Source organism: Rhodococcus cerastii, from assembly GCF_033042195.1.
Taxonomy (GTDB): domain Bacteria; phylum Actinomycetota; class Actinomycetes; order Mycobacteriales; family Mycobacteriaceae; genus Rhodococcoides.
Genome location: NZ_JAWLKF010000002.1, coordinates 235,657 through 258,387 on the forward strand (window position 1 = coordinate 235,657; position 22,731 = coordinate 258,387).

The window sequence follows — 22,731 nt, forward strand, 5'->3', positions numbered from 1 at the left end:
TCCTAGAGACATCTGCTGCGCCCGAAAGAGCGCAACTTCTCCATTGTCCACAGGTAGGGGCGTGCGTGCACGTGAGCCCGGTCTACTCGACCAATGCGACCGAGGTGATCCGATGCAGGGTGAAGCGCCGAACCCCACCGGTGGCGGGGTCGAACGCGTCGAGTTGGCCACCTCCGATGCTGATCGGATCGACGATGCGATGGGTTGCCACGCCCTGGGCGTCGACGTAGCCGATGCTCACGCTCCGTTTGACCTTCGCCGCGGTCTGCAGCAGCGTCATCGTCGCGGTGCTGCTGGCCCGAGACCCGTCGGCGCGCACCACGGCGCCGCCGTTGCCTGCCGCTCTGTCGGCAGCGCGCATCCCGCGCACCAACGAACCCAGCTGTTCCTCGGTGGGGACGGCCGGAGTGCGGAACGCCTGGCGTGGCCGCCGCGCCGACACCCTCGACCCGCGGGCACGCAGATCGACGATGGTGCCGGACGAGTCCTCGCCCGCAGGCGCGAATCCTGCTCCGCTCAGGACCGTCAGTACTTCGGCGAGCGGGGCCTGTGAGATCGCGACGGTCGGAGCCAGCGCTCGCAGGGCCAGCGATTCGGCTGCCGGGGACGCCATCACCTCGGCCAGCAGTGCCGGGTCCTCGCACCTGACGAACGACGCGGCGACGCCTGCGCGTAGGCGGCCGTGCCGACGAGCCACGTCGTCGATCAGGTAGGTCAGGGCCTGCGGAACCGGCGTTCTCGAGTGGGTGGCGAACAACGTGTGCAGCTCGGAGGCGGTCAGTCCCACATCGAGAGCGCGGCGCAGGCTGGTGTCGCTGATCCGGTACATAGTGGCCGCGCCCGCGGATTCCACGTCGGCGACCAGTTCGATTCGATCCTGCAGGTCCGGCTCGAGCGGGCCGGGTGCCACCAACGTGAGGTCGGCTTGCACCAGGACGTAGTCGATGGGCTCGGGCAGGGCAGCGCGCATGTCTGCCTCGGCATTGCCGTCGTGCAGCAGGGAGCGGCCCGGGGTCGAGATCGCCCCGCGGGCGACGATGCCGAGAGCGGTGGCTTCGGCGAGAACATGTCCGACGGGTGTGACGCCGAAGCGTCCGGACCACCGGGGTCGACGCCAGGCCAGGGTGCGGGCGAGGTCGGCGGGCTGCGCTGCGTGTCCACTGCCGAGTTCTGCGAGCAACTCCAGGATCATGCGTCGATCCCGCGGTGCGGCCGGAGAGCGGACTTCCTCGGACAGGGCGGCGATGGGTTTGTCGTTGGGGTCACGCATTCCGATGACCCAGGGTGCCCGCGGCACTTCGAGCCAGGCCGAGGCCAGGGTGTGCCAGCGCGCTGCCGGGGCGGCGGTGAGCCAGGCCTCGACCGCCGGTGTCGGGGCCCAGTAGTCGTCGCCGTTGTCGGACGCAGGAACCGGGTCCGGTGTTCCGCTCGAGATGAGGTGAGCGGCGGCCAGCAACTCGACGAGAACGCTCACTCGATCGTCGTCGAGGCCGGTGGCCTTGGTGATCTTGCGGAGCTCGCGTACTCCCAGTCCGCCGGCCTTCAGAGCGGGTGCAGGCGAAGCGGACAGTGCCTCGATCACCGCGACGCAGTGCCGACCCAGCTCCAGCGCCTCTCCTGCGGCAGCGGCGTCGACGTCGGCGAGCGAATACGTGTTGGTGTCGAGTTTGGGTTCGGCGAGCGAGCGCGGGTCCGACATCGGTTCGCCGCGCAGGATCTGGCCCACTTGGACGGGCAGCTCGACGGTTTGTTCGTCCAACCAGATCAGCAGACCTGCGGCGAGCAGCTTCTGGACGGGGCGATCCGGCGGCGTGCCCGGTGCTGCGTCGCGGGTGCGGCCGGTGGGGGACGATCTGGCGAGGGTGTCGAGAAGGCCGCGTTCGCCGTCACCGAGTTCGGCCAGGGCCGCGGTGATGTGGGCCTCGGTGAGGTTGTCCACCGGGTCGAGTGCGCGACCGATGCGCCACGGCACCGCGTCCGCCGCTGCGGCGCTGATGCGGAAGCCTGCTGCATCGCCCCACACCAGCAGGCGTTCGCGCAGCTGGGACAGTGCCTTGTCCACGCTCTTGGCCGGTGCGCGTTTGGCGACCACGGCCAGCAGCGCGGCGCGGGTGACGGGGCGCTCGTACGCCTCTTCGATGGCGAGGATCTCGAGAACCGTCAGAGCGAGGGTGTCGAGGGTGTCCGCGGTGTGCAGGATCGATCGGCGCTGCTCGGCCCGTCCGGCCAGTACGGCAAGGGATGCGGGCGGCGGCGCGGTCAGATCCGGACGCAGCGACATGGCCCTGATCAGCTCGGCGTCGCTGCGAGCTGCGATCCATCGAGGCAGATCCGGGGGCGTATCGGTGTGTCGGTGCGCAGTCGTGTCGGTCATCGTCTATCAGATTAGAGACCTGGGCTGGTGCTTGCCGCAGGGCAGGTGTCAAAATAGGCGCATGGTGAACAAGTCGAAGAAGCCCTATGTCGATCCAGGCTGGCCGGAAACCGCTCGCGGTGACCACGCGGTGACCGAACTCTCGTCCGCTCGCTCGGGTGGCTTGTCGCCCTTCGGCGAGGACACCGAGTTCCCGCTGCCCGTCGAAGACCTTCCCTACGCCCATCCTGTGACCGTGGTCAATCGCTAGCCGCGGCCCTCGAGCACGAAGAAGCCCCCGACAATCCGTCGGGGGCTTCTTTCGTACGAGCTGAACCGTCTCCGGGCGCTTACTGGGGCAGGAACGCCTTGTTGGCCTGGTAGAAGTTCACGATCTGAGGATCGAGCTGGATGCCCTGAGCCGCGTTCTGCACGAACGAGGCGATCTGCGGATCGTTGGTGAGGTTCTGTACGGCGGTGACGATGCCCTCGACGACCTCGGCCGAGTTGTCGACTGCCGGGATGGACGTCAGGTCGGGCAACGCGGGAACTTCCGGTGCCTTGGGGGTGACCGGAACACTGCGCTCGGTGGGCGCGCTGCTCAGGCCGAGGCTCGAGGAGCAGGACGGCCATGCGCCCCAGCCCTGCGAGTCGAGGACCTTCTCTGCGACTGCGATCTGCTCTTCACGGCTGGCCTGGTTGGCCGTGGCCGCGTACTGCTGGCCGCCGTGCGCGTTCCAGGTGCTGGGGGAGAACTGCAACCCACCCTGGTAGCCGTTGCCGGTGTTGATGCCCCAGTTGCCGCCGGCTTCACACTGTGCCAGGCGGTCCCAGTCGGAATCCGGTGCCGCGTTCGCGGTACCGGTGAAGGCGATGCTCGCGGTGCCCATGATGGCTCCGGTGACTGCGACCTTTGCGACGGTCTTGCCAGTGGTGCTCGGCTTGCGATGACGTCCGCTCATACGAGTTGAAATCCTCTCCACACGCGCCTGCGAGGTCAGCTGTCGGGTTCGGGCTGAGAGGTAGCCCGGCCGTCTCACACACTCCTGCGAGTGGGCAATTGGGCTTCACCCCAAGGGAAGTCGGTGCGGCTTCGTGAGTCGCTACAACTTCCCGGTTGTCCGTGGAGGACGTGGGTCCCCCGTCCTCGTCCCCTGGGTGATCGTCGAGGGTGTTCCGGTTCCCGCGGGACGAGGTTTGGCGCTGCGGGCCGGAATTCGGCCGAACTTTCCGGCCGCTGCTGACCGTACTGAAATTCCCGCCTTACGTCACTATTTGGTAACTGTCGATTTCGGGGCGTCGCCGAGAGCACATTTTGTACCTCTTTCGGGTCGCTCGAGTCGGCCCAGCTAGTGGACGTGCCGGGCATTGAACCTCTGTCCGTTGCCTGTCCGTTACCGGAGCGTGATGTGATGGAAGTCACATCGACGGGAACCGGTTCCGGAGGTCACCGAACGGCAACGATGTCCTTGCCGAGGGGCATCAGGGACACGGGGATCATCTTCAGGTTCGCGATCGCCAACGGGATGCCGATGATGGTGATCGCCATCGCGACGGCGGTGACCACGTGGGTCAGGGCCAGCCACCAACCGGCCAGAATCAGCCACAGCACGTTTCCGACGAGCGCACCGGATCCGGACCCCGGCTTGTCGACGATCGTCGACCCGAACGGCCACAGCGCGTAGACGCCGATGCGGAACGACGCGATGCCGAACGGAATGGTCACGATCAGGATGCACAGCAGCAGCCCGGCGAGGAAGTAGCCCAGTGCCAGCCACAGGCCGCCGAAGACCAGCCAGATGACGTTCAGTATCAACCGCATGGTCAGCGCGCCCGTCGTCCGGATGCCAGCGCGTACCCCAGCGCCAGCACGAAGCCGGTCGGCGCGGAGAACATGGCCGTCAGGTAGAGCCCGAGTGGGGGCTTCGCGTCGGAGAAGATCGGAAACATCAGGATCGCGACGATGGCGACGAGGCCGATCGCGAACAGGGCCAGCGCGATGCGCAGCAGAGCGGTGCTGCTCTTACGGGTCGTTGTGTCCACATCGACCACGGTAGTGCGAATCGCGACGCTGTGAAGAGCGCGGTGCGGTGAACAACTCGAATGCTCTATCCGGGCTCACCGCGCTAGACTGGTGTATTCGCGTCCTACGTCCTCGTGGGGCGCGAAACTTGTGCGGGCCGAACATCGGTCCCACGGACAACGCAACTGTCACAGCAACAGATGAACGGGTGAGCTCAGTGCCGACCGGCAAGGTGAAGTGGTACGACGTCGACAAGGGATTCGGATTCCTCTCGCAGGAGGAAGGCGAGGACGTCTACGTGCGTTCCTCGGCGCTGCCCGAGGGCGTCGAGGGCCTCAAAGCCGGTCAGCGAGTCGAGTTCGGGATGGCCGCAGGCCGTCGCGGACCGCAGGCGTTGAGCCTGAAGGTGCTCGAGCCGGCGCCGTCGGTGCGTCAGAACACCGGCAGCACCCGCCGCGAACCCGTCGAGCGCAAGCACACTCCCGACGAGCTGCACGGGATGGTCGAGGACATGATCACGCTGCTCGAAGCGACGGTGCAGCCCGAGCTCCGCAAGGGCAAGTACCCGGACCGCAAGATCGCGCAACGCATCTCCGAGGTGGTCCGGGCCGTCGCCCGCGAGCTCGACAGCTGATCTCGGGAACGACCTACGGCAGCGTGCCGATCGACCAGATGGCGTGGCTGACGAAGCCCTCCTGATTGGTGTCGGTGTCGATGATGCCGGTGGGCAGACGCACTTCGATCCCGAGCAGGGTTCGGCCGCTGTCGTCCGTGGTGGGCACCGTGACGCTGAGCCTGGTTCCCGGTTCGTTGAACGCGCTGTCCTCCACGACGTTTCCGCTGTCGTCGCCGTAGACCAGGGCGAGCACCCACGGTGCCGAGTAGACGGCCTCGGGAAGCGAGAGCTGCACCGTCGGGGCCTTGCCGACCTGGATCTCGGTTGTTTCTCCGACGTTGGTACACAGCGGGTCGCTGACGGCGCAGTACAGGTACGGCTCCACGTCGACGGCTCGCCCGTTGGCGTAGGCGGAGACGGTCGGTTCCTTGTCCGGCGCGTTCCCGATCAGCAGCGCGAGTACCGCGACGAACGCAACGGCGACGACGAGCAGACCTGCGGCGACCAGGGCCGCGATCTTCTTGGTGCGGGGAGCGAGATTCACTTGGTCACGTTTTCGCCGAAGGAACCGTCGGACACTTCTTGTTCGACGTGGTCGGGGCGGTTGCCGCCGAAGCCGGGCAGAAGTGATCTGCCGCGGTAGGTGAGGAATGTCTGCACGAGCCCGATCGTAAGCAACACCGAGACCACGGTGAAACCGAGCCAGTACTCGGTGGGGAGCAGCACGCCGAGCGTGCCGCCCAGGACCCAGCACAGCTGCATGACGGTTTCCGATCGGCCGAATCCCGACGCGATCGATTCCGGCGGCAGATCGGCCTGCAGGGACGCGTCGAGGGAGACCTTGGCGAGTGCACTGGCGCTCGACGCGACGAGCGCTGCCACCGCTGCGGTGAGCAGGCTGTCGGTGACCGCGGCGACGACGGCCACGACCGTGACTGCGAGGGTGCAGCGAAGAACCACCAGGGACGGCCGGCCGAGCTTGATCCTGGCTCCGAGCGCGTTGCCCGAGAAGTTGCCGAGACCGGCGGCGGCTCCGACGAGTCCGAGCATCGCGGCCTGCTGAAGCGGCTCGTGTTCGGTACGGGATTTGGCGACGAACGCGATGTAGAGCGTCAGGAAGCCGGTGAGAATCCGGATGGTGCCGTTGCCCCAGAGCCCGACGATGACCGCCCGGCCCAAGGGCTGTCTGCGGTTCTTGGCGCTGCTCGACGCCGGGGGCGACGGGGGCGTGCGGCGGAGGTTCTCGGTGGGAGCCCCGCTTCCGGCGTAATCGCGATCACCGTGCTGATCGGCGTGGTAACTCAAGGTTGCGGGCACTTCACCCTCGGTGATCTCCACCCAGGACGGAATGCGCATGCTCAGGTAGGCACCGAGCACGGTGATCGCGGCGACGAACCACAGGGCTCCCGGCGAACCCGCGACGAATGCGATGCCGCCGGCGACCGCCCCGGCCGCGATGGTGCCGCCGAGCAGACCGAACACCGTCAGACGTGAGTTGACGCGGACCAGGTCGATCTCCGGCGGCAGTACCCGTGGAGTCACCGCGCTCTTGAGCACCGCAAAAGACTTGCTCAGGACGAGCATGCCGAGCGCGGCCGGATACAACACCCAGCTGTCGAAGTTGAACACCAGCACCACCGCCAACACGGTGCGCAACCCGAAGGACGTGGCGAGCGCGATGCGTCGGCCCTGCTGCAATCGGTCCAGCAGCGGACCGATGAGCGGGGCGATCAACGCGAACGGCGCGATGGTGATGACGAGATACAGCGCGACCTTGGTCTTGTCCTCACCGGTGGCGGCGGAGAAGAAGAGCGTGTTGGCCAATGCGATCGCCAACGCGGCATCCGATGCGAAGTTCGCCATGGTCGCGTACGTGAGTGCTGTCAGACCGGACTTGTCGGCACCGTCGGCCTTCGCGGCTCGCTGAAACGATGCGATTCCCTTGCCGGTCAGCTCGCGTCCACGCATGGCGGCGACGCGGGTGACGGTCAGCTTCTTGGGCATCGGCGGCGGCTTGCGTGCGCCGGCCTTGCCGCGTGCCGCGGTGATCTGCTCGGTACGCGGCGGGTGCAACGGCGGCAACGGCTCGCGGCGGCTCGGAACATGGGCAGTCACAGGAGTTGCGGCCGGGTAGTTGGCCAGACCGGGGTGCTCGAGTGGGTCAGGAGCGGAGCCTGCGGAGTGACCGGGTCGGTCAGGAGTGGAGCCTGCGGAGTGACCGGGTCGGTCAGGAGCATCGTTCTGCTCGGGGTCGTGAGCGGAGCCCGCGGAGTGATCCTGGTGTGGGTCGTCCGCACCCGGTGGGGTGTGGGGGAGACGTGGATCGGTCACGGTGTCAATTCTGTCCTACCGGCGCGGTATCGGTGAATCGCACCTCGAAGATCGTGGGCCAGTATTTGCCGGTCACGAGAAACCGGTCGGTGCCGGGGATCTGCGCGATGCCGTTGAACACGTCGGCACCCCCTCGTTGGGAGTCCGACATCGAATCCCACAGTGGGGTGCCGTCGATGACGGCCGTCACCGCGCCGGTCTCGGAGTCGATGCGCATGATGTCGAACGTCTGCCACACGTTGGCGTACACCGATCCGTCGTCGGCGCATTCGAGTTCGTTGAGGCGCTCCACCGGATTGCCGTCGAGTGTGACGTTCACGGTGCCCTCGGCCTCGAACGACGTGGGGTCGCGGAAGGTGAGGGTCGACGAGCCGTCGCTCATGACGAGGCGGTTGTCCGGCGTCTGCGTGCACAGCCCCCAGCCTTCGCCCTCGTAGTTCACTCGGCGTCGTTCTGTCAGAGTGTCCCGGTCTCGGGCGATCGCGACACCGTCCTGCCAGGTGATCTGCCACAGCGTGTCGCCGTCGACGGTGATGCCTTCGCCGAACAGGTCGGACGGCAGATCCACGCGATCGAGTTCGGTCATGGTCTCGAGCGACGTCCGCCTGACGAACGAGGAGCCTTCCAATCCGGTGCCCTCGTAGAGCACGTCGCCGTCGATCTCGAAGCCCTGAGTGAATGCGTCGTTGCCACGGTCGTATTCGCGCAGGATCTCGGTGGTCAGTGTCGGAACCGAGTCGGACGTCACCGGGGTCGGCTGCGTCGTCGACGAACAGGCGGACACGGCCAGCAGCGAGGCCACGAGGGCAGCGTAGGTGCGAGCACGGACGGTCATTGCACCCATGATGGCAGCCCGAACTGGGCGTCACCGAGCCGATGCGGCAAACTGAATGTGTGAGTTTCGTATCTTCTCCAGAGCTCGATTCCATCCGCCCCGTCTTGGCCGATGCCGTGGACCTCGCGCGGCAGGCTCTGCTCGACCTGGGAGAGGGCGGTATCGGCGAGTACCTCGGGGTCACCGCCGAAGACGCCAGCGCGGCCACGCACCGGTTCGCCAGCGATCTCGAGGGGTACCGCGGATGGCAGTGGGCCGTCGTGGTCGCCGCCCCGGAGGACGCGGATCACGCCACGGTCAGTGAGCTGGTTCTGCTGCCGGGCCCCGACGCTCTCGTGGCACCGACCTGGGTGCCCTGGGACGAGCGCATCCGTCCCGGCGACCTGGGCCCCGGCGATCTGCTGTCTCCGCGCCAGGACGATCCCCGGCTCGTTCCCGGGTACGTCGAATCCGGTGACCCCGCCATCGACGAGGTGGCGGGCGAGATCGGCCTCGGCCGAAGCAAGGTCATCAGCCTCGAAGGACGCCTCGACGCCGCGCAGCGTTGGCACGACGGCGACTTCGGGCCCGATACCGAGATGGCCAAGGCTGCGCCGTCGACCTGCGGGCTGTGTGGCTTCTACCTCCCCATCGCCGGGTCGATGTCCGCCGCATTCGGGGTGTGCGGCAACGAATTCGCGGCCGACGGACACGTGGTGCACGCCGAGTACGGCTGCGGAGCTCATTCGGACACCGAACTCCCCACCGGAGCCGGATCGCCGCAATTCGAGCCGTACGACGACGCGGCACTCGACGTCATCGCGTCGCCGGTCGCTCCGGTCGAGCCTGCTGCTGTTGCCGAGACAACCGACGGCGTCGAGACGGCCGACACGGACGAGGCTGCCCCGGAGGCGTCGGTGACTCCACAAGAGACTGCCTCCGAAGAGCCGGCTGACGAGGTCGTTGCGGTCGACGAGGCCGAACCCGTCGCCGATGATGCGTCGAGCACGACCGATCGTGCTGCGCAGGAAGAAGCTTCGGCATCTCCGAGCTGATCGATCCGTTCGACACCGGGTCGCTGCGGGAGTCGATTCTCGCGGCGTGGGGTTCTTCTCCCACCCGGCTTCGGGAGGACTCGGCGTCCGAGTCCGATCTGGTGCGCGGGGGTTACCGCGATCGTCTGTTGACCGAGCTGGCGCAGAACGCGGCGGACGCCGCGCAGCGCGCCGGCGTCCCGGGTCGGCTGGCCGTGTGGACCGATGAGTTCGGTGCTCTGCATGTCGCCAATACCGGTGCAGCGCTCGATGTCTCGGGCGTGCACGCCCTCACGGCGCTGCGGGCCTCGGCCAAGGGCTCGACGGACCCGGGCGTCGGGCAGTTCGGGGTCGGGTTCACCGCAGTGCGTTCGGTGTCCGACGAGATCGAGCTGCGTTCCCGTGGCGGCGGCGTGGCGTTCAGCGCACGGCGCACGCTCGAGGCGATGACCGAGCGAGGCATGCCCTTGCCTGACACCGGCGCGCCGGTGCTGCGGCTCGCATGGCCGGTCGTGGATTCGCCGGCCGACGGCTTCGACACCGAGATCGTGTTGACATTGCGAGCCGATGTGGCGGCGGATTCGTTCGCGGCAGGATTTGTGGACGAGGCCGTCGACCTGCTGCTCGAACTGGAGGCGTTGAACTCCATCGAGATCGACGGCGTCGTGATCGACTGCAGCAGAACCGAATTGGACGACCATTCGTCCGAGATCACGATCGGTGCGCGAACCTGGCGGCAGTTCACCACCCCGGCCGCCCGTTGGCTCGCTCCGGTCGTCGACGGTCTGCCCGTTCCCGCGGCGCCCGATGTGTTACGCGCTCCGACTCGTTCGGACGAGCTACTGTCGTTGCCCGCGTTGGTCATTGCCGATGTGCCGATGCAGCCCGATCGGCGACGCGTGTTGCCAGGTGTCTCGTTCGACGCGGTAGCGCACGGGTACGTGGACTTCGTGGCCTCGCTACCTGCCGCATCCAGGGTGTCGTTCGTGCCCGAGGTCGGATTCGCCCGCAGTGAGGTCGACGGCGCACTGCGTGAACTCGTGTTTCGTCGACTGTCCTGCGCACCATGGCTTCCCGGTGTCGACGCCCGCGATCTGGTGCCCGAGCGGGCGAACGTCGTCGCCGACGCCACCGAGGAACTCACCGAGGTGCTGACAGGTGTCGTACCCGATCTGGTCGACGCATCACTGTCGGGTGCACGACATGCGTCGGCGCTCGCGGCAGTGGGTGTGCACCGAATCGGGTTGGCGAGGCTGGCGGAGATGGTCGGTGGGCTCGATCGCGAGCCGAGTTGGTGGCGGCGACTGTTCGACGCGTTGGCCCCACTCGTGGTCGACGGTGTGGCTGCGGAAGAGCTTGCTGCGCTGCCTGTTCCACTCGCGGACGGTCGCACGGTGACCGGTCCGCGGACGACGGCGATCGGCTCCGACGCCTCGGCTGCGGTCACCTGGGTCAGGTTGGTGCACCCGGAGTCGGTGAGTCCGCTGCTGTCGCGTCTGGGTGCCCGCGACGCGACTGCGACCGAGCTGCTCACCGACCCGGCGCTCGAGGCTGCGCTGGACGATCTCGACTGGGACGAGAGCGAGGAGGTCGACGGTCTGGTCTCGGCCGTGCTCGCGCTGGCGGCAGAGGCGGGCGAACTACCCGGTTGGCTCGGCGGTCTGCCCCTCGAAGACGACGAGGGTGAATTGCGCAGCGCCGACGAATTGTTGCTTCCCGGAGCGCCGTTGGCGGATCTGCTGATACAGGATTCGCCGTTCGGTGTGCTCGCGCCTGCGGTGGTGGCCAGGTTCGGTGAGCGGGCGCTGCGAGCAGTGGGCGTCGGGTGGGGGTTCTCGGTGGTGCGTGACGAACTGCCGACCGGGCCGGATCACGATCTCGACGACGAGTCCGCATGGTGGTCGAGTCTGTCCGAGGAGCCGGAAACACTCCTCGCGGTTCGCGATCTCGACCTCGTTCGATCGGACGGCTGGTTCGATGCGCTGACCGTACTGTTGGACGACCCGAGCACCCGTGCGGCACTGGCCGATCGGGACGGCTACACCGCGTGGTGGATCGGACGCCATGCGCGAGTGCATGGTTCGCGTCCGATGAGCTTTCGGGCACCGTCGGACGAGACGTTCGCCGGGTTGCTCGATCCACTGGATCATCCGCGTGCCGACGAACTACAGGCGGTGCTCAGCGCGTCGATCTGCGACAGCGCCGATACTGCTCGCGTGCTGCTGGCAGCGCTGTCGGATCCACAGCGGAGTCCGACCCCTGCGGTGATCGCGCGAACCCACACGCTCATCGCCACCGCTGTGGTGGAGCGGCGCATCGAGGTCTCGGACATCGATCCCCCGGATCGTGTCCGCACGCTCGGCGGCGCAGTCGTGGACGCATCGGATGCGCTGGTGATCGACGCCCCGTGGCTGGCGAGCGTTGTACCACCGGAGGTCGCCGTGCTCTCGGACATGGACACCGCTGCGGCCCTGGCCGACGTTCTCGACATCAGGTCTGCGTCGGAGGCGATCAGCGGAGAAGTGCTGGGAGTGGGACGGGTCAGCTCCTGGGATCGTGAACCCGGAGCCGTATCGGCCTGTGCGGTCATGGGATTACCGCTGCCGTCCGGCGGGGTGGTGGTGCATCGCGAACTCGTGGTGCGGCTGTCCGGTGACGTGAGCGGCGAGCGGACAGTCCCGTGGTGGGTGACCGCTGATGGAACGGTCCATTGCACGGAAAGTTGGGAGCGACCTCGTGGGGTTTGACGGTGTGATCCTGGACTGGATGGTCGAGCATCGAGTCGGGTGGGTCACGACGATGTTCTGGATCATCACCACGCTCGGCAACACGGTGTCGATGTTTCTGCTGTCCGCGGTGGGCGTCGTTGCGTTGCTTCGCGTCGGACGCAGATCGGATGCCGTCGTGATCGCGGGCGCGATGCTGACCGGATGGGGTCTGATGAATGCGCTGAAGTTCGCGTTCGCGCGGGAGCGTCCACCGCTTCCGGAGCGGCTGGTGGACATTGCGAGCCATTCGTTTCCGTCGGGCCACGCGACGATGTCGATGGTGCTTGCCACGGTGGCGATCGCGGTGATGCTGCGATCGTCCACTCCGTGGCTGCATCGGCCGGTACTGCTCGTGTTACCTGTGGTCGCGTCCCTGCTGATCGGATTCTCTCGGATCTACCTGGGTGCGCACTGGACCACGGATGTGCTGGCCGGCTGGGTGTTCGGTGCCCTGTGGGGGCTGGGTTGGATCTATGCCGTCAGGCTGATCAGCGCGAGAAATCCGAGCGCTGTGCGATGACGAGCAGCTCGTCGCGCATGGCCGGGCTGGAGACAGCGTTGGCGCGTGCGTAGAGGGCGCGGAGCGAGCGGACGTGGTTGCGGCGAGTGCGGTACTGAGAGACGAGCTTCATGGCCTGGCTTTCGTGGATCAAGAGGTTGTTTTATCTGACATAACCCATGGTCCACGTTAACTTTGTGTTACTCAACCGGTTGAGGGGTTAGTTTGCCCACGTCAGAGACCTGTGGTGACCGGGCTAACGTGATTCTGATCTCAATCGAGGCCGCGTTGGGCGGTTTTGCTCCCGCGACGTGACGCCGCTCTCTGCATCAGGAAGATTCCGAACCCTACGGCACCGACTGCGATGCCGCACCAACACGTGGCCAGTGCGTCGCCGCCCCCACCTCCGGTGGCGGTGAACACCACCAGCGCGAGGATCCAGCCGAGGATGCCGATCGCCAACACCGGCACCGGATCGGTGAGGCTGCGCGGAATCTGGGGGAGGTCGGCCACGAAACTCAAGTTACGCCACTGCTGCGTGTCTCGGCTGCGCCGTTGCGGTTACCCAAGTGCTTCGGTGTGCTTTATCGTTCGCTCATGCAATTGTCGTCGCGGCTACTCGACAACTACTTCAAGATCACCGAACGAGGCTCGACGGTCGGATCCGAGGTCCGAGGAGGAGTGGTCACCTTCGTGGCCATGGCCTACATCGTCGTCCTCAATCCGCTGATCCTGGGCAGCTTCTCCGCCGACGACGCGGCCGCCAAGACCGACGTGCTCGGCAACATCCTGCCGGTCGCCCAGGTCGCCGCCGTGACAGCGCTGGTGGCCGGATTCATGAGCATCGCGTTCGGCATCATCGCCAACTATCCCTTCGGCATCGCAGCAGGCCTGGGTATCAACACACTGCTCGCCGTGACGATCGCACCGCAGGTGACGTGGCCCGAGGCGATGGGGCTGGTCGTGATCGACGGCATCATCATCGTTCTTCTGGCGGTGACCGGATTCCGCACCGCGGTGTTCAACGCGATCCCGGCCGAGCTCAAGGCTGCGATCGCCGCCGGCATCGGCGCGTTCATCGCCTTCATCGGACTGGTCGACTCCGGGTTCGTTCGCCGCATCCCCGACGCCGCGGGCACGACGGTTCCCGTCGGGCTCGGCATCGACGGGTCCATCGCGTCGTGGCCGACGGTGATCTTCGTGTTCGGGTTGTTGCTGATGGGTGTGCTGGTGGTGCGCAAGGTGCGCGGAGGTCTGCTGATCGGCATCGTGGTGACGACGGTGCTGGCGGCGATCGTCGAGGCCGTCACCGACGTGGGTCCGTCGAACGGCGTCGACCCCAAGGGCTGGAACCTGTCGGTTCCGCAGCTGCCCACCGAGTTGATTCAGTCTCCCGATCTGTCGTTGGTGGGCAACGTCGATCTGTTCGGAGCGTTCACGCGCATCGGCGTGCTCGCCGCCAGCCTGCTGGTGTTCACGCTCGTGCTCGCGAACTTCTTCGACGCGATGGGCACGATGACCGGTCTGGGCAAGGAAGCGAAACTGGACAAGGACGGGAAACTGCCGAACATCGGCAAGGCCCTGGTCGTCGAAGGGGCCGGAGCCATCGTGGGTGGTGGTGCGTCGGCGTCGTCGAACACCGTGTTCGTCGAATCGGCTTCCGGAATCGCCGAGGGTGCGCGTACCGGACTGGCCAACGTCGTCACCGGATTGCTCTTCCTGTTGGCCATGTTCTTCACCCCTCTCACGGCCGTCGTTCCGATCGAAGCGGCCGCTCCGGCACTGGTCGTGGTGGGTGCGCTGATGATCGGGCAGGTTCTCGACATCGACTTCCGGCGCTTCGATTACGCGTTGCCTGCCTTCCTGACCATCGTGGTGATGCCCTTCACCTACTCCATCGCCAACGGGATCGGCGTCGGTTTCATCACCTGGGTGATACTCGCCGTCGGCTCCGGTCGGGCTAAGTCGGTCCATCCCCTGTTGTGGATCGTGGCGTTGCTGTTCGTCGCATATTTCGCCGTCGGACCCATCACCGAGGCGGTTACATGATGCAGGGTCGGTTCCAGGGCGTATTCTCTGCGCTGTGACGTCGGGAAATGTAATGAAGGACAATCGGGAATTGGCAAGCGACCTGTCGCTTGCGGTGGTGAGGCTGACTCGCCACCTTCGGGGTAGGCGAGTGGACTCGCAAGTCTCGCTCACTCAGCTGTCGGCTCTGGCCACGCTGAGTCGGGAGGGTGACATGACGCCGGGTGCTTTGGCCGCGCGAGAGAAGGTACAACCGCCGTCGATGACGCGGGTGATCGCATCGTTGGCCGAACTCGGCCTGGTGGCGCGCACCCCACATCCCACCGACGGGCGGCAGGTGATCGTCTCGCTGTCACCGGCCGGTCGAGAACTGATCGCCGACGAGGCCAGCGCCCGTGAAGCGTGGATGACCGCGCAGCTCGCAGGCCTCGGACCCGAGCAGCTCGACACACTCCGTGACGCGGTGACGATCATCGGGGCCCTCGTGAGCGACTCCGAGTAGTTACCTAGGTTTATTATCTGAACGGTGGCCCCTGTTTCCCGTACCTCCGGCTCGACGATGTTCGCCGCCCTGAAGACTCACAACTACCGATTGTGGGCGTCGGGGCAGATCGTCTCGCTGGTCGGCACGTGGATGCAGCGGGTTGCTCAGGACTGGCTCGTTCTGACGCTGTCCGGCGGCAACGGCTTCGCCGTCGGTATCGTCATGGCCCTGCAGTTCGGGCCGACACTGTTCCTCTCGGTCTGGGGTGGGGTCCTGGCAGACCGATACGACAAGCGCAAGCTGCTCATGATCACCCAGGTCTTCGCCGCGGTATGCGGTCTGGTGCTCGGCGTGCTCGACGTCGGGGGGATGGTCGAGCTGTGGCACGTCTACGTCATCGCGTTCATCCTCGGCTGCTCGTCCGCGATCGACGCTCCGGTGCGGCAGTCGTTCACCATCGAGATGGTCGGCAAAGAGACCCTCGCCAATGCGATCGCGTTGAACTCGATGACCTTCAACATGGCGCGCATCGTCGGGCCTGCCGTGTCCGGAGTGCTCATCACCCTCGTCGGCACCGGCTGGGTGTTCCTCATCAATGCCGTGTCGTTCGCGGCGGTGTTCGGTGCCCTCGTGGCGATGAACGTCGGTCAGCTCTTCCGCGTCGAACCGACCCCACGCGCCAAAGGGCAGGTGCGCGAGGGGTTTCGGTACGTCTGGGGGCGCGGTGATCTACGAGTACTGCTGGCCACGGTCTTCATGGTCTCGACGTTCGGCCTCAACTTTCCGCTGAGCCTGTCGGTGTTGGCGCGCAACACGTTCGGTAGCGGAGCGGACGCCTACGGACTGCTTTCGACGACGCTGGCGGTCGGTACCTTGGCCGGAGCGACTCTGGCTGCCCGGCGGGCGAGCGCGCCGCGACTGCGGCTCTTCATCGGTGCCGTCATCGCATTCGGTGCCTTCGAGTTGATCGTCGGGTTGATGCCCAACTACCTGCTCGTCGCGCTGCTGCTGATACCCACCGGTGCCCTGACTTTGACGTTCACGACGTCGGCGATGAACATTCTGCAGATGTCGGTGCCGTCCGACATGCGCGGACGCGTGATGGGCATCTACATGCTGTGCTTCCTCGGCGGCACTCCGCTGGGCAGTCCGGTTCTCGGTTGGCTCGCCGACGCCTTGGATCCGCGGGCACCGTTGCTGTTCGGCGGGGCCATCTCTCTGGCGACCGGCCTCTTCGCGGCCGTGTATCTACTGCGGCACAACAATTTGCGGATCACCGTGGTACGGCCCGCTGACGGTCATCGGCTCCCCACCCTCGATACCGTCGCCGTGAGCACGAAGGTGTGAGGGTGAGTCAGATCCAGCCGTGGCGTCGAGCGAGAGCGCATGCCTCGTGCCGGTTCGCTGCCCCCAGTTTCGCAGCGGCAGCGGACAGGTAGTTGCGGGTGGTGCCAGGTGAAAGATGGGCCCGCCGTGCGATCTCCGCGATCGACGCGCCGTCGGCGGCGAACTCGAGCACATCGGCCTCGCGCGGGGTGAGGGGAGAGTCTCCGGCTCCTATGGCTTCCGCGGCCAGAGTGGGGTCGACGTAGCGCCCGCCGCCGTGCACGGTGCGCACCACCTCGGCCAGGGTGGCAGCCGAGGTGGTCTTGGGGAGGAACCCGCGCACGCCCGCTTCGAGCGCCTTCTTGAGGTAGCCCGGCCGACCGTGGCTGGTGACGATGATCGACGCGCACGCGGGCAGCGTCTCGGCGATCTTCTGGGCCGTCTCGATGCCGTCGATCCCGCCCATCTGCAGGTCGAGCACGGCCACATCGGGGGCGAGAGAGGCCGCGACGGTCAACGCCTTCTCGCCGGAGTCGGCCTGCCCGACGATCTCGATGTCGTCCTCCAGGTCGAGCATGGTCGCAAGCGCCGAACGAATGAGATTCTCGTCGTCGGCCAGTAGAACTCGAATCATGGCGTGGTCCTCGGCTTCTGGGGCGATGTCGGTAACGTCGCAGTGAGGGTGAATTCCTCGCTCGTCTTCTCCGTGTTCAGCAATCCTCCGACTGCGACCAATCGTTCGCGCAACCCGCTCAGGCCGGTGCCGTCGTCGCGGCCGGACGATGGACTGGGGTGGTCATTGGTCAGGCGAATGCTGTTGTCGGTCAGCTCGATTCGGCAATAGGTGGCGGTGGAGTGGCGCAGGATGTTCGTCACTCCCTCACGGACCACCCAGGCGGCCGCCTCGGCCGCGCGCTCGGACAGAACCGAGGTCTCACCGACCAGTTCGGTGGAAATACCTGCAGCCGACAGCAGGGATCGAGCCCCGTCGAGTTCCGACGCCACATCGACCGATCGGTAGCCGCGAACCAGCTTTCGAGCGTCGGCCATGGATTCCTGGGCCAGGATGCGAACCTCGTCCATCTGGCCCGCCGCTCGATCGTCACCGCGGCGAGCCAGCGTTGCGGCGAGTTCGCTCTTGACCGCTATCGCGGAGAGTGCGCGTCCGACGACGTCGTGCAGATCTCGCGAGAATCGCAGACGCTCCTCGGCAACCGAGAGTGCGGCAGCGGCGGCGCGGGTGGCGTCGAGTTCGGTGACGATGCGCAGCAGCCACGCCGACAGTTGCACCGTGAAGGCCATGAAGGCGATGAAGATGCCGAGGATCACGGTGTCCACCGCCGGGGTTCCCAGAGCCGCCGCGAGCAGAGCAGCGGCCACAGCCGCCGCGAGGGACCAACGCAACGGAATCAGGGTCGCGACCGCAGTGGTGACGAGTACGGCGGCCCAGATTGCGTTGCTCGTGGTCCCTCCGGCTACCAGCACCACGGCGGCGACCGCCACGATTGCCAACGGGATTCGTGGGTCGGCCGTCGACTCGCCGCCGAGTGCGGGGGTGCGCTGCACAACCACGAAAGTGGCGGCGGCACACACTGCTGCTGCCGCCATCGACCGATAGTCGTCGTACTGCAGAGATGTCAGCATCGCACCGACGGCGACACCGACGGAGATGAGCAGGAACGACTGGCGGGTGTAGACGCGCACCTTGTCCACTGCACTGCTGTCGTTCCAGCCGTGCAGTGGATTGAGGTACTGGTGCAACTTCATGATCTCCAGCCTTGCAGACGGTCGACGAATGACGCGATCTAGGACCGCGGTTCCCAACGGAAGTGCGTGCGGGCGATCAGGAGACTGCCGACGATCCAGGCGAGCATCACCAGCAGCGGCATGCCGGCTTCGGTGAACGTGGCGGCGAAGCCGATGGACGCGTCGCCCGGCGTGGTGGTGCCGAACCAGCCCAGGTTCAGCAGATCCGAGACCGCGGCCATCGGGGTCAGCTCTATCACCCTGCCGAACGAGTCGGGGAGGGCATCACGAAGCAGTGAGGAGCCGGCCATGGCGACCAGGATCACCGGCAAGCTGGTGATCTGCGCCGCCTCTGCATTGCGGGTGAACGCCGACGTGATCAACGCCAGTGCGGCGAACAGCGCAGCACCGCCGAACAGGGCGGCCGCGACCAGTAGCGCGTTGGTGGGAACGGGTCCGCCGAAGGCCAGCACCACTGCTCCGACGATCAGGCCGAGGACGACGGTGAGTATCAGCGAGGGGATGGCCGGTCCGAGCAGGATCTGCACATCCGAACTCTCTCCGGTGCGAAGTCGTTTGAGTACCAACTCGTCTCGGCGAGTGGCGTAGACCGAGAGCATGTTGTAGTAGACCATGAACACCAGCAGGAACAGCGCGAAGATCTCGAGTGCGGCTCCGACGCCTGCGTCGGTCAATCCGTCGTCGCTGCGGCTTCCCACGATCAGCAGGGCGATGGGGAAGATCAACGGCATGACGATCGCGTTGAACAGCAGTACTCGGTTGCGTCCCAGCAGGGTGAACTCTGCTCGTGACAGTGCGGTCATCGTGCTCATGCGCTCATCACCTTCTGGTCTGTGAAGTCTGGATTGTCGAATTCGTCTGCGATGGAGAGGAATACGGTCTCGAGTGATGCCGCTCGGGCGTCGAGTCCGTGCAGGGTCACCCCGTTGGTGCGGGCCCACACCAGCAAGTCGGTGAGCGTGTCCTGTACCGAGGACGTCCGGATCGAGACGGTGTCTCCCGAGACGTCCATGTCGGTACCCGGCAGTGACGGCAACGCCGTGCCCGGGGCCTTCAGTTCGATCTTCGCCGGATGGTCGGCGACCACCTCGTCGACCGTTCCGCTGCGAACGACTGCGCCGCGGTGCATGATCGCCAGCCGGTCACACAGCGACTCGGCCTCGTCCAGGTAGTGCGTCGTCAGCATGATCGTCACGCCGGAGTTCTTCAGCTCCTGGATCAGATGCCATGTGTTGCGGCGACTTTCGGGATCGAGTCCGGTGGTCGGTTCGTCCAGGAACAGCACTCGTGGGCGGCTGATGATGGCGCACGCCAGATCCAGCCTGCGCTGCTCGCCGCCGGAGAGAAACTTGACCCGGGTATCGGCGCGGTCGGCCAGGTCGACGCGCCCCAGCACCTCGTCCGTCGGCAGCGGATTGCTGCACGTGCCCGCCCACATGCGCAGGCTCTCCGCGGTGGTCAGATCCTGGGGCAGGCCGCCCTTCTGCAGCATGATGCCCAGAGACGGTCGGACCTTACGGCGGTCGGACACCGGATCCATTCCCAGAATCCGCACAGTGCCCTCGCTCGGCCGTGAAAGTCCCTGAATCACTTCGAGAGTGGACGTCTTGCCGGCACCGTTGGTACCCAGTAGGCCGAACAGTTCGCCCTCTGCGACCTTCAGATCGAGCGCCTTCACGGCCTCGAAAGCGTTCTTGCCCGAACCGTAGCGGCGAGTCATGCCATCGACTTCGATGATGGTCATGATTGCTTCTCCCAGTGGCGGAGTCCGATGACGAACCGCACGCCCATGAAGGCGACGATGACGCCGAGAGCGACGAACGCCGGGAGCGACGTACCGACGATTGCGAACAGCACCGCGACGATCGCGATGCTGATGACGATGACGACGATCTCACGTGCCATCGTCGGAGCCGGCCCGAGCTCCATCAGATCGGTGAACAGGTTTCCTTCGTCTGGTTGCTTCATGACTAGAAGTCTGCTGGGCCGGGATCACCGAAAACAGTGCAGCGCATCATCATCTGCAGTGACACCGTCACGGTCCGGCCATGACAAAAGTCATGTGCTCTCGACAGCGCCCGGTATGCCGGGAGTTCGGGTATTTTCAGCACGTGAATCGCACCGAGCCGGTGAGCCCCGACCGTCGTACGCAGGTACGCGTCATTCTGGCGGGTTCGGTACCGAACCTGGTGCAGTGGTTCAACCTGTACCTCTACGCGACGTTCGCGCCGTACTTTCGGACCGAGTTCTTCGATCCGGCTTCGACCAATTCACTCGTGTACGTCTACGGACTCTTCGCGTTGACCTTCGTCGTGCGGCCGCTCGGGTCGTGGCTGTTCGGCAGGCTCGCGGACGTGCGAGGCCGACAGTTCGCGCTCGTCGCTGCGGTCACGCTGATGTCGGCCGGATCGGTCGCTCTGGCACTGACTCCCACCGTCCACGCGATCGGGGCCTGGGCCGCGGTGATCCTCGCCGTCGTGAGCATCGTCCAGGGCATCGCAACCGGCGGCGAGTACGCGGCGGCGACGGTGCTGCTTTCCGAATCGGGCACGCGAGGGCATCGGGGGTTCTTCGCCTCCTTCCAGGCCGCGACCATCGTCGGCGGCCTCGTGCTCGCGCAGGCATGTCTGCTCGTACTCCTCGCGAGCACGGACCGCGCGGCGATCTCCGAATGGGGCTTTCGCCTCGCCTTCGCCGCGGGAGGCGCGGCGGGCCTCGCCTCGTTGTGGTGGGCTCGCGGACTCGATCGTGCGCCTCGTGAACCGGGAGCACCGAGCGCGGACCGAGACGCCACGATGAGGGCGCTGTTCCGCGATCACTGGCGTCCGCTCGTCTGGGTGTTCTTGTTGACCGCAGGCGGGAGTGCCGCGTTCTACACCTACACCGTCACGGTGCCCTCTGTCGTTCGCGAGACGTTCTTCGCTGCGGACGGTGCCAGAGGAGAGCTCGTTGCGACCGGTCTCGTGTTCGCCGCTTTCGTGGTGTTGATGGTGCTGCAGCCGGTCGGCGGCGCACTGAGCGACCGCATCGGAAGAAAGCCGCTCCTCGTCGTATTCGGGGCACTGGGGATACCGGCGACCGGAGTGCTGGTGCTGGCCACCACGAAAGTGACGTCACCGCCGGCGGTCTTCGTCATCCTGGTGTGCGCGTTTTTCGTCCTCACGTGCTACCTGTCGGTGAACGGCATCGCCAAGGCCGAAGTGTTCCCAGCGCACATTCGTGCGCTGGGCGTCGGCTTCGGTTACGCCGTGGCGAACTCCCTCTTCGGAGGTACGGCACCGCTGATCTATCACGCCACCAGCGGTGGCGGCAGTGTCGAGTTCATCGCCTACGTGACGGTGCTGCTTTCGGTGACCCTGGGCGCGGCGCTCTGGATGCACGGCGGCTCGGCCACCGCACTCGATGCGCCGAACAGGTAGGTCTAGAAACCCCAACCCATGACGGCCGGGCGCGCGGTTCCGAACGTCAGGTCCAATGCGTGCAGTGACGCGTCGTTGCGTGCGGTGAGGCGGTTGGCCGCGGCGAACAAGCGGGCGCGATGGGTGCCGAAGTAGATGCTCGCGAGCACGTCGATGTCGAGTTCGATGTCCGGTTCGGATTCCACCCGGGTGCAGGTGGCTCGGCCGTCGGTCACGGTGAGCGAATAGGTACCGCCCGCATCGAGGAAGGGATCTCGCACAGCGATGATCAACGAGGTGTCGAGAGCGTAGGTGCGTGCCTCGAGCGCTGCCTCGACGTGCATGATGCGGCCCCACAGTGCGTCGTGGTGTCCGGTGACCTTCGGCAGTCGGTTGTTGGTCAGCAGGAACGGCAGGGCTTCGTCTCGTGACTGTTGCACCTCGATGGTGTCGACCAGGTCTACCCCGACGAGGATCTGCCACAGCGCGGCGTAGGCGGCATCGGTCACCGCGATGAATTCCTGTACCACCACCCGGCTGGGGTTGCGTCCGCGTCGGTAGGCGACGTAACCGTCGGGATGGACGATGAAGAACAGAGCCGTCAGTCCGCCGCGTCGGTTCTCTCGGTCGGCGAAGAACCGCTCCCAGCGGATCGGCGGCTTGGGCTGCGCGCCTGCCGTCTGCTGCTGCCAGCGGTGGTAGATGTCGGGGAGCAGTTCGGCGGCCTCGGCCGATTCGATCAGCCGCACACCGGTCGCCGGGGGAGCATCCTTGCGGAACTGCGCGAATCGACGGTCGATCGAGACGCTGATCTCCTCGGTTATCGGCCCGTAGCCGAAGCGTCCGTAGATCGTCGCCTCGCTGGCCGTGAGCAGGGACAGCGGTGCGCCTGCGTCGTTCAGAGCGCGGTGCTGCTGGGTGAACATTGATCGCAGGATGCCGCGTCGACGATGCGTCGGCGCAACCGATACCCAGGAGACTCCGGACGCCTCGACCTGCGCACCACCGGGAACGGTGACCGACATCGGGAAATGCATGGCCACACCCACCGGGGTCTCGCCGTCCCACGCCAGGTACACGTGCTCGGACTGGGTCAGGATCTGCGTCTCGGCCAGATCCTCGGCGTTCTGGTGCTCGCCGAATGCGTGGGCGTCGAGCAGCGCGACGGCATCCCAGTCGTCGTCGGTGGCGGTGCGGATGGTGATCGATTCGTCGGTAGTCATCACTCTTTACTTTTCCATACAGAGGGAGGCCTTCGCCGACGGACCGTCAGAAATGCCGGGTGACAAG

24 protein-coding genes and 1 riboswitch are annotated in these 22,731 nt (G+C 66.2%); of the genes, 9 read left to right on the top strand and 15 right to left on the bottom strand.

The genetic code is table 11. From position 1 onward, the window contains the following. Positions 1–82: 82 nt before the first annotated feature. Entirely contained in the window at positions 83–2,374 is a 2,292-nt protein-coding gene (locus R3P93_RS05395) for a helicase-associated domain-containing protein (protein WP_149405029.1), read from the bottom strand. A gap of 61 nt (positions 2,375–2,435) precedes the next feature. Here R3P93_RS05395 and R3P93_RS05400 point away from each other — a divergent pair, with 61 nt between their 5' ends. After that, positions 2,436–2,624: a hypothetical protein gene (locus tag R3P93_RS05400; protein ID WP_008719333.1), complete on the top strand. Its 189-nt coding sequence runs from the start codon at positions 2,436–2,438 to the stop codon at positions 2,622–2,624. Positions 2,625–2,703: 79 nt separating this feature from the next. On the opposite strand, the gene R3P93_RS05405 is transcribed toward R3P93_RS05400, so the two are convergent. The 3 genes from R3P93_RS05405 to R3P93_RS05415 form a co-directional block, all read right to left on the bottom strand. Then, entirely contained in the window at positions 2,704–3,315 is a 612-nt protein-coding gene (locus R3P93_RS05405; RefSeq protein WP_317532570.1) for a transglycosylase family protein, read from the bottom strand. Between the two features lie 8 nt (positions 3,316–3,323). Continuing rightward, positions 3,324–3,524, bottom strand: a riboswitch (cyclic di-AMP (ydaO/yuaA leader). 276 nt (positions 3,525–3,800) lie between these two features. Further along, complete coding sequence (locus tag R3P93_RS05410) at positions 3,801–4,175, bottom strand: YccF domain-containing protein (protein WP_037187421.1); 375 nt, start codon at positions 4,173–4,175, stop codon at positions 3,801–3,803. Positions 4,176–4,177: 2 nt separating this feature from the next. Next, complete coding sequence (locus tag R3P93_RS05415; protein WP_082898830.1) at positions 4,178–4,396, bottom strand: hypothetical protein; 219 nt, start codon at positions 4,394–4,396, stop codon at positions 4,178–4,180. A gap of 197 nt (positions 4,397–4,593) precedes the next feature. Here R3P93_RS05415 and R3P93_RS05420 point away from each other — a divergent pair, with 197 nt between their 5' ends. After that, the gene (locus tag R3P93_RS05420) at positions 4,594–5,010 is read left to right on the top strand and encodes a cold-shock protein (protein WP_008719325.1); all 417 of its coding nucleotides are present in this window, start codon (positions 4,594–4,596) and stop codon (positions 5,008–5,010) included. A gap of 13 nt (positions 5,011–5,023) precedes the next feature. Here the strand turns inward: R3P93_RS05420 and R3P93_RS05425 are convergent, their stop codons facing one another. From R3P93_RS05425 to R3P93_RS05435, 3 genes are read right to left on the bottom strand one after another with little or no spacing between them, the layout of a single operon-like run. Then, the gene (locus R3P93_RS05425) at positions 5,024–5,536 is read right to left on the bottom strand and encodes a DUF2771 domain-containing protein (protein WP_094639375.1); all 513 of its coding nucleotides are present in this window, start codon (positions 5,534–5,536) and stop codon (positions 5,024–5,026) included. After that, positions 5,533–7,323: an MFS transporter gene (locus R3P93_RS05430; RefSeq protein WP_317532571.1), complete on the bottom strand. Its 1,791-nt coding sequence runs from the start codon at positions 7,321–7,323 to the stop codon at positions 5,533–5,535. The genes R3P93_RS05425 and R3P93_RS05430 overlap by 4 nt, the downstream gene beginning before the upstream one ends. Before the next feature lie 4 nt (positions 7,324–7,327). Next, a complete protein-coding gene (locus R3P93_RS05435) occupies positions 7,328–8,158 on the bottom strand; it encodes a glutaminyl-peptide cyclotransferase (protein WP_394855257.1) in 831 nt (276 codons plus the stop codon). Between the two features lie 41 nt (positions 8,159–8,199). Between R3P93_RS05435 and R3P93_RS05440 the strand changes: the two genes are divergently transcribed. From R3P93_RS05440 to R3P93_RS05450, 3 genes are read left to right on the top strand one after another with little or no spacing between them, the layout of a single operon-like run. Next, positions 8,200–9,192 (top strand): DUF3027 domain-containing protein, encoded by a 993-nt coding sequence (locus R3P93_RS05440; protein ID WP_317532573.1) that lies wholly within the window; start codon positions 8,200–8,202, stop codon positions 9,190–9,192. After that, complete coding sequence (locus tag R3P93_RS05445; RefSeq protein ID WP_317532684.1) at positions 9,189–11,918, top strand: sacsin N-terminal ATP-binding-like domain-containing protein; 2,730 nt, start codon at positions 9,189–9,191, stop codon at positions 11,916–11,918. The genes R3P93_RS05440 and R3P93_RS05445 overlap by 4 nt, the downstream gene beginning before the upstream one ends. Beyond that, positions 11,908–12,459 carry a phosphatase PAP2 family protein gene (locus tag R3P93_RS05450; RefSeq protein ID WP_317532574.1) on the top strand — a complete coding sequence of 184 codons (552 nt, stop codon included), beginning with the start codon at positions 11,908–11,910 and terminating at the stop codon, positions 12,457–12,459. The genes R3P93_RS05445 and R3P93_RS05450 overlap by 11 nt, the downstream gene beginning before the upstream one ends. Here the strand turns inward: R3P93_RS05450 and R3P93_RS05455 are convergent. Further along, the gene (locus R3P93_RS05455) at positions 12,428–12,571 is read right to left on the bottom strand and encodes a hypothetical protein (protein WP_156516107.1); all 144 of its coding nucleotides are present in this window, start codon (positions 12,569–12,571) and stop codon (positions 12,428–12,430) included. The genes R3P93_RS05450 and R3P93_RS05455 overlap by 32 nt on opposite strands. Before the next feature lie 140 nt (positions 12,572–12,711). Then, on the bottom strand, positions 12,712–12,951 hold the full coding sequence (locus tag R3P93_RS05460) for a DUF2530 domain-containing protein (RefSeq protein WP_082898832.1): 240 nt from the start codon (positions 12,949–12,951) through the stop codon (positions 12,712–12,714). 84 nt (positions 12,952–13,035) lie between these two features. On the opposite strand from R3P93_RS05460, the gene R3P93_RS05465 reads away from it, so the two are divergent. Genes R3P93_RS05465 through R3P93_RS05475 form a run of 3 tightly spaced genes read left to right on the top strand, consistent with a single transcriptional unit; the run spans position 13,036 to position 16,297 of the window. After that, positions 13,036–14,487: an NCS2 family permease gene (locus R3P93_RS05465; RefSeq protein WP_068047858.1), complete on the top strand. Its 1,452-nt coding sequence runs from the start codon at positions 13,036–13,038 to the stop codon at positions 14,485–14,487. Positions 14,488–14,539: 52 nt separating this feature from the next. Continuing rightward, positions 14,540–14,968, top strand: a complete 429-nt coding sequence (locus R3P93_RS05470; RefSeq protein ID WP_037188786.1) for an Rv0880 family HTH-type transcriptional regulator — start codon at positions 14,540–14,542, stop codon at positions 14,966–14,968. Positions 14,969–15,025: 57 nt separating this feature from the next. Beyond that, on the top strand, positions 15,026–16,297 hold the full coding sequence (locus R3P93_RS05475) for an MFS transporter (protein WP_317532685.1): 1,272 nt from the start codon (positions 15,026–15,028) through the stop codon (positions 16,295–16,297). A gap of 7 nt (positions 16,298–16,304) precedes the next feature. Here R3P93_RS05475 and R3P93_RS05480 read toward each other — a convergent pair whose 3' ends face one another. Genes R3P93_RS05480 through R3P93_RS05500 form a run of 5 tightly spaced genes read right to left on the bottom strand, consistent with a single transcriptional unit; the run spans position 16,305 to position 20,011 of the window. Further along, a complete protein-coding gene (locus tag R3P93_RS05480) occupies positions 16,305–16,910 on the bottom strand; it encodes a response regulator transcription factor (protein ID WP_269594822.1) in 606 nt (201 codons plus the stop codon). Next, the gene (locus R3P93_RS05485) at positions 16,907–18,043 is read right to left on the bottom strand and encodes a sensor histidine kinase (RefSeq protein WP_317532575.1); all 1,137 of its coding nucleotides are present in this window, start codon (positions 18,041–18,043) and stop codon (positions 16,907–16,909) included. Before R3P93_RS05485 ends, R3P93_RS05480 begins: the two co-directional genes overlap by 4 nt. Before the next feature lie 38 nt (positions 18,044–18,081). Next, positions 18,082–18,855 (bottom strand): ABC transporter permease, encoded by a 774-nt coding sequence (locus R3P93_RS05490; RefSeq protein WP_149405040.1) that lies wholly within the window; start codon positions 18,853–18,855, stop codon positions 18,082–18,084. After that, positions 18,852–19,787 carry an ABC transporter ATP-binding protein gene (locus R3P93_RS05495; protein WP_300516953.1) on the bottom strand — a complete coding sequence of 312 codons (936 nt, stop codon included), beginning with the start codon at positions 19,785–19,787 and terminating at the stop codon, positions 18,852–18,854. Before R3P93_RS05495 ends, R3P93_RS05490 begins: the two co-directional genes overlap by 4 nt. Continuing rightward, positions 19,784–20,011 carry a hypothetical protein gene (locus R3P93_RS05500; RefSeq protein ID WP_176460371.1) on the bottom strand — a complete coding sequence of 76 codons (228 nt, stop codon included), beginning with the start codon at positions 20,009–20,011 and terminating at the stop codon, positions 19,784–19,786. Before R3P93_RS05500 ends, R3P93_RS05495 begins: the two co-directional genes overlap by 4 nt. A gap of 143 nt (positions 20,012–20,154) precedes the next feature. On the opposite strand from R3P93_RS05500, the gene R3P93_RS05505 reads away from it, so the two are divergent. Then, complete coding sequence (locus tag R3P93_RS05505; protein WP_317532576.1) at positions 20,155–21,462, top strand: MFS transporter; 1,308 nt, start codon at positions 20,155–20,157, stop codon at positions 21,460–21,462. Positions 21,463–21,464: 2 nt separating this feature from the next. On the opposite strand, the gene R3P93_RS05510 is transcribed toward R3P93_RS05505, so the two are convergent. Further along, positions 21,465–22,664 (bottom strand): GNAT family N-acetyltransferase, encoded by a 1,200-nt coding sequence (locus R3P93_RS05510; protein WP_300516945.1) that lies wholly within the window; start codon positions 22,662–22,664, stop codon positions 21,465–21,467. Between the last annotated feature and the right edge of the window lie 67 nt (positions 22,665–22,731).

Excerpts from the sequence above, each read along its gene's own strand:
- R3P93_RS05410 (WP_037187421.1), bottom strand. The coding sequence starts at position 4,175 with ATGCGGTTGATACTGAACGTCATCTGGCTGGTCTTCGGCGGCCTGTGG.
- R3P93_RS05495 (WP_300516953.1), bottom strand. The coding sequence starts at position 19,787 with ATGACCATCATCGAAGTCGATGGCATGACTCGCCGCTACGGTTCGGGC.
- R3P93_RS05510 (WP_300516945.1), bottom strand. The coding sequence starts at position 22,664 with ATGACTACCGACGAATCGATCACCATCCGCACCGCCACCGACGACGAC.
- R3P93_RS05400 (WP_008719333.1), top strand. The coding sequence starts at position 2,436 with ATGGTGAACAAGTCGAAGAAGCCCTATGTCGATCCAGGCTGGCCGGAA.
- R3P93_RS05490 (WP_149405040.1), bottom strand. The coding sequence starts at position 18,855 with ATGAGCACGATGACCGCACTGTCACGAGCAGAGTTCACCCTGCTGGGA.
- R3P93_RS05475 (WP_317532685.1), top strand. The coding sequence starts at position 15,026 with ATGTTCGCCGCCCTGAAGACTCACAACTACCGATTGTGGGCGTCGGGG.
- R3P93_RS05440 (WP_317532573.1), top strand. The coding sequence starts at position 8,200 with ATGCGGCAAACTGAATGTGTGAGTTTCGTATCTTCTCCAGAGCTCGAT.
- R3P93_RS05480 (WP_269594822.1), bottom strand. The coding sequence starts at position 16,910 with ATGATTCGAGTTCTACTGGCCGACGACGAGAATCTCATTCGTTCGGCG.
- R3P93_RS05485 (WP_317532575.1), bottom strand. The coding sequence starts at position 18,043 with ATGAAGTTGCACCAGTACCTCAATCCACTGCACGGCTGGAACGACAGC.
- R3P93_RS05455 (WP_156516107.1), bottom strand. The coding sequence starts at position 12,571 with ATGAAGCTCGTCTCTCAGTACCGCACTCGCCGCAACCACGTCCGCTCG.
- R3P93_RS05500 (WP_176460371.1), bottom strand. The coding sequence starts at position 20,011 with ATGAAGCAACCAGACGAAGGAAACCTGTTCACCGATCTGATGGAGCTC.
- R3P93_RS05405 (WP_317532570.1), bottom strand. The coding sequence starts at position 3,315 with ATGAGCGGACGTCATCGCAAGCCGAGCACCACTGGCAAGACCGTCGCA.
- R3P93_RS05465 (WP_068047858.1), top strand. The coding sequence starts at position 13,036 with ATGCAATTGTCGTCGCGGCTACTCGACAACTACTTCAAGATCACCGAA.
- R3P93_RS05395 (WP_149405029.1), bottom strand. The coding sequence starts at position 2,374 with ATGACCGACACGACTGCGCACCGACACACCGATACGCCCCCGGATCTG.
- R3P93_RS05435 (WP_394855257.1), bottom strand. The coding sequence starts at position 8,158 with ATGACCGTCCGTGCTCGCACCTACGCTGCCCTCGTGGCCTCGCTGCTG.
- R3P93_RS05470 (WP_037188786.1), top strand. The coding sequence starts at position 14,540 with ATGAAGGACAATCGGGAATTGGCAAGCGACCTGTCGCTTGCGGTGGTG.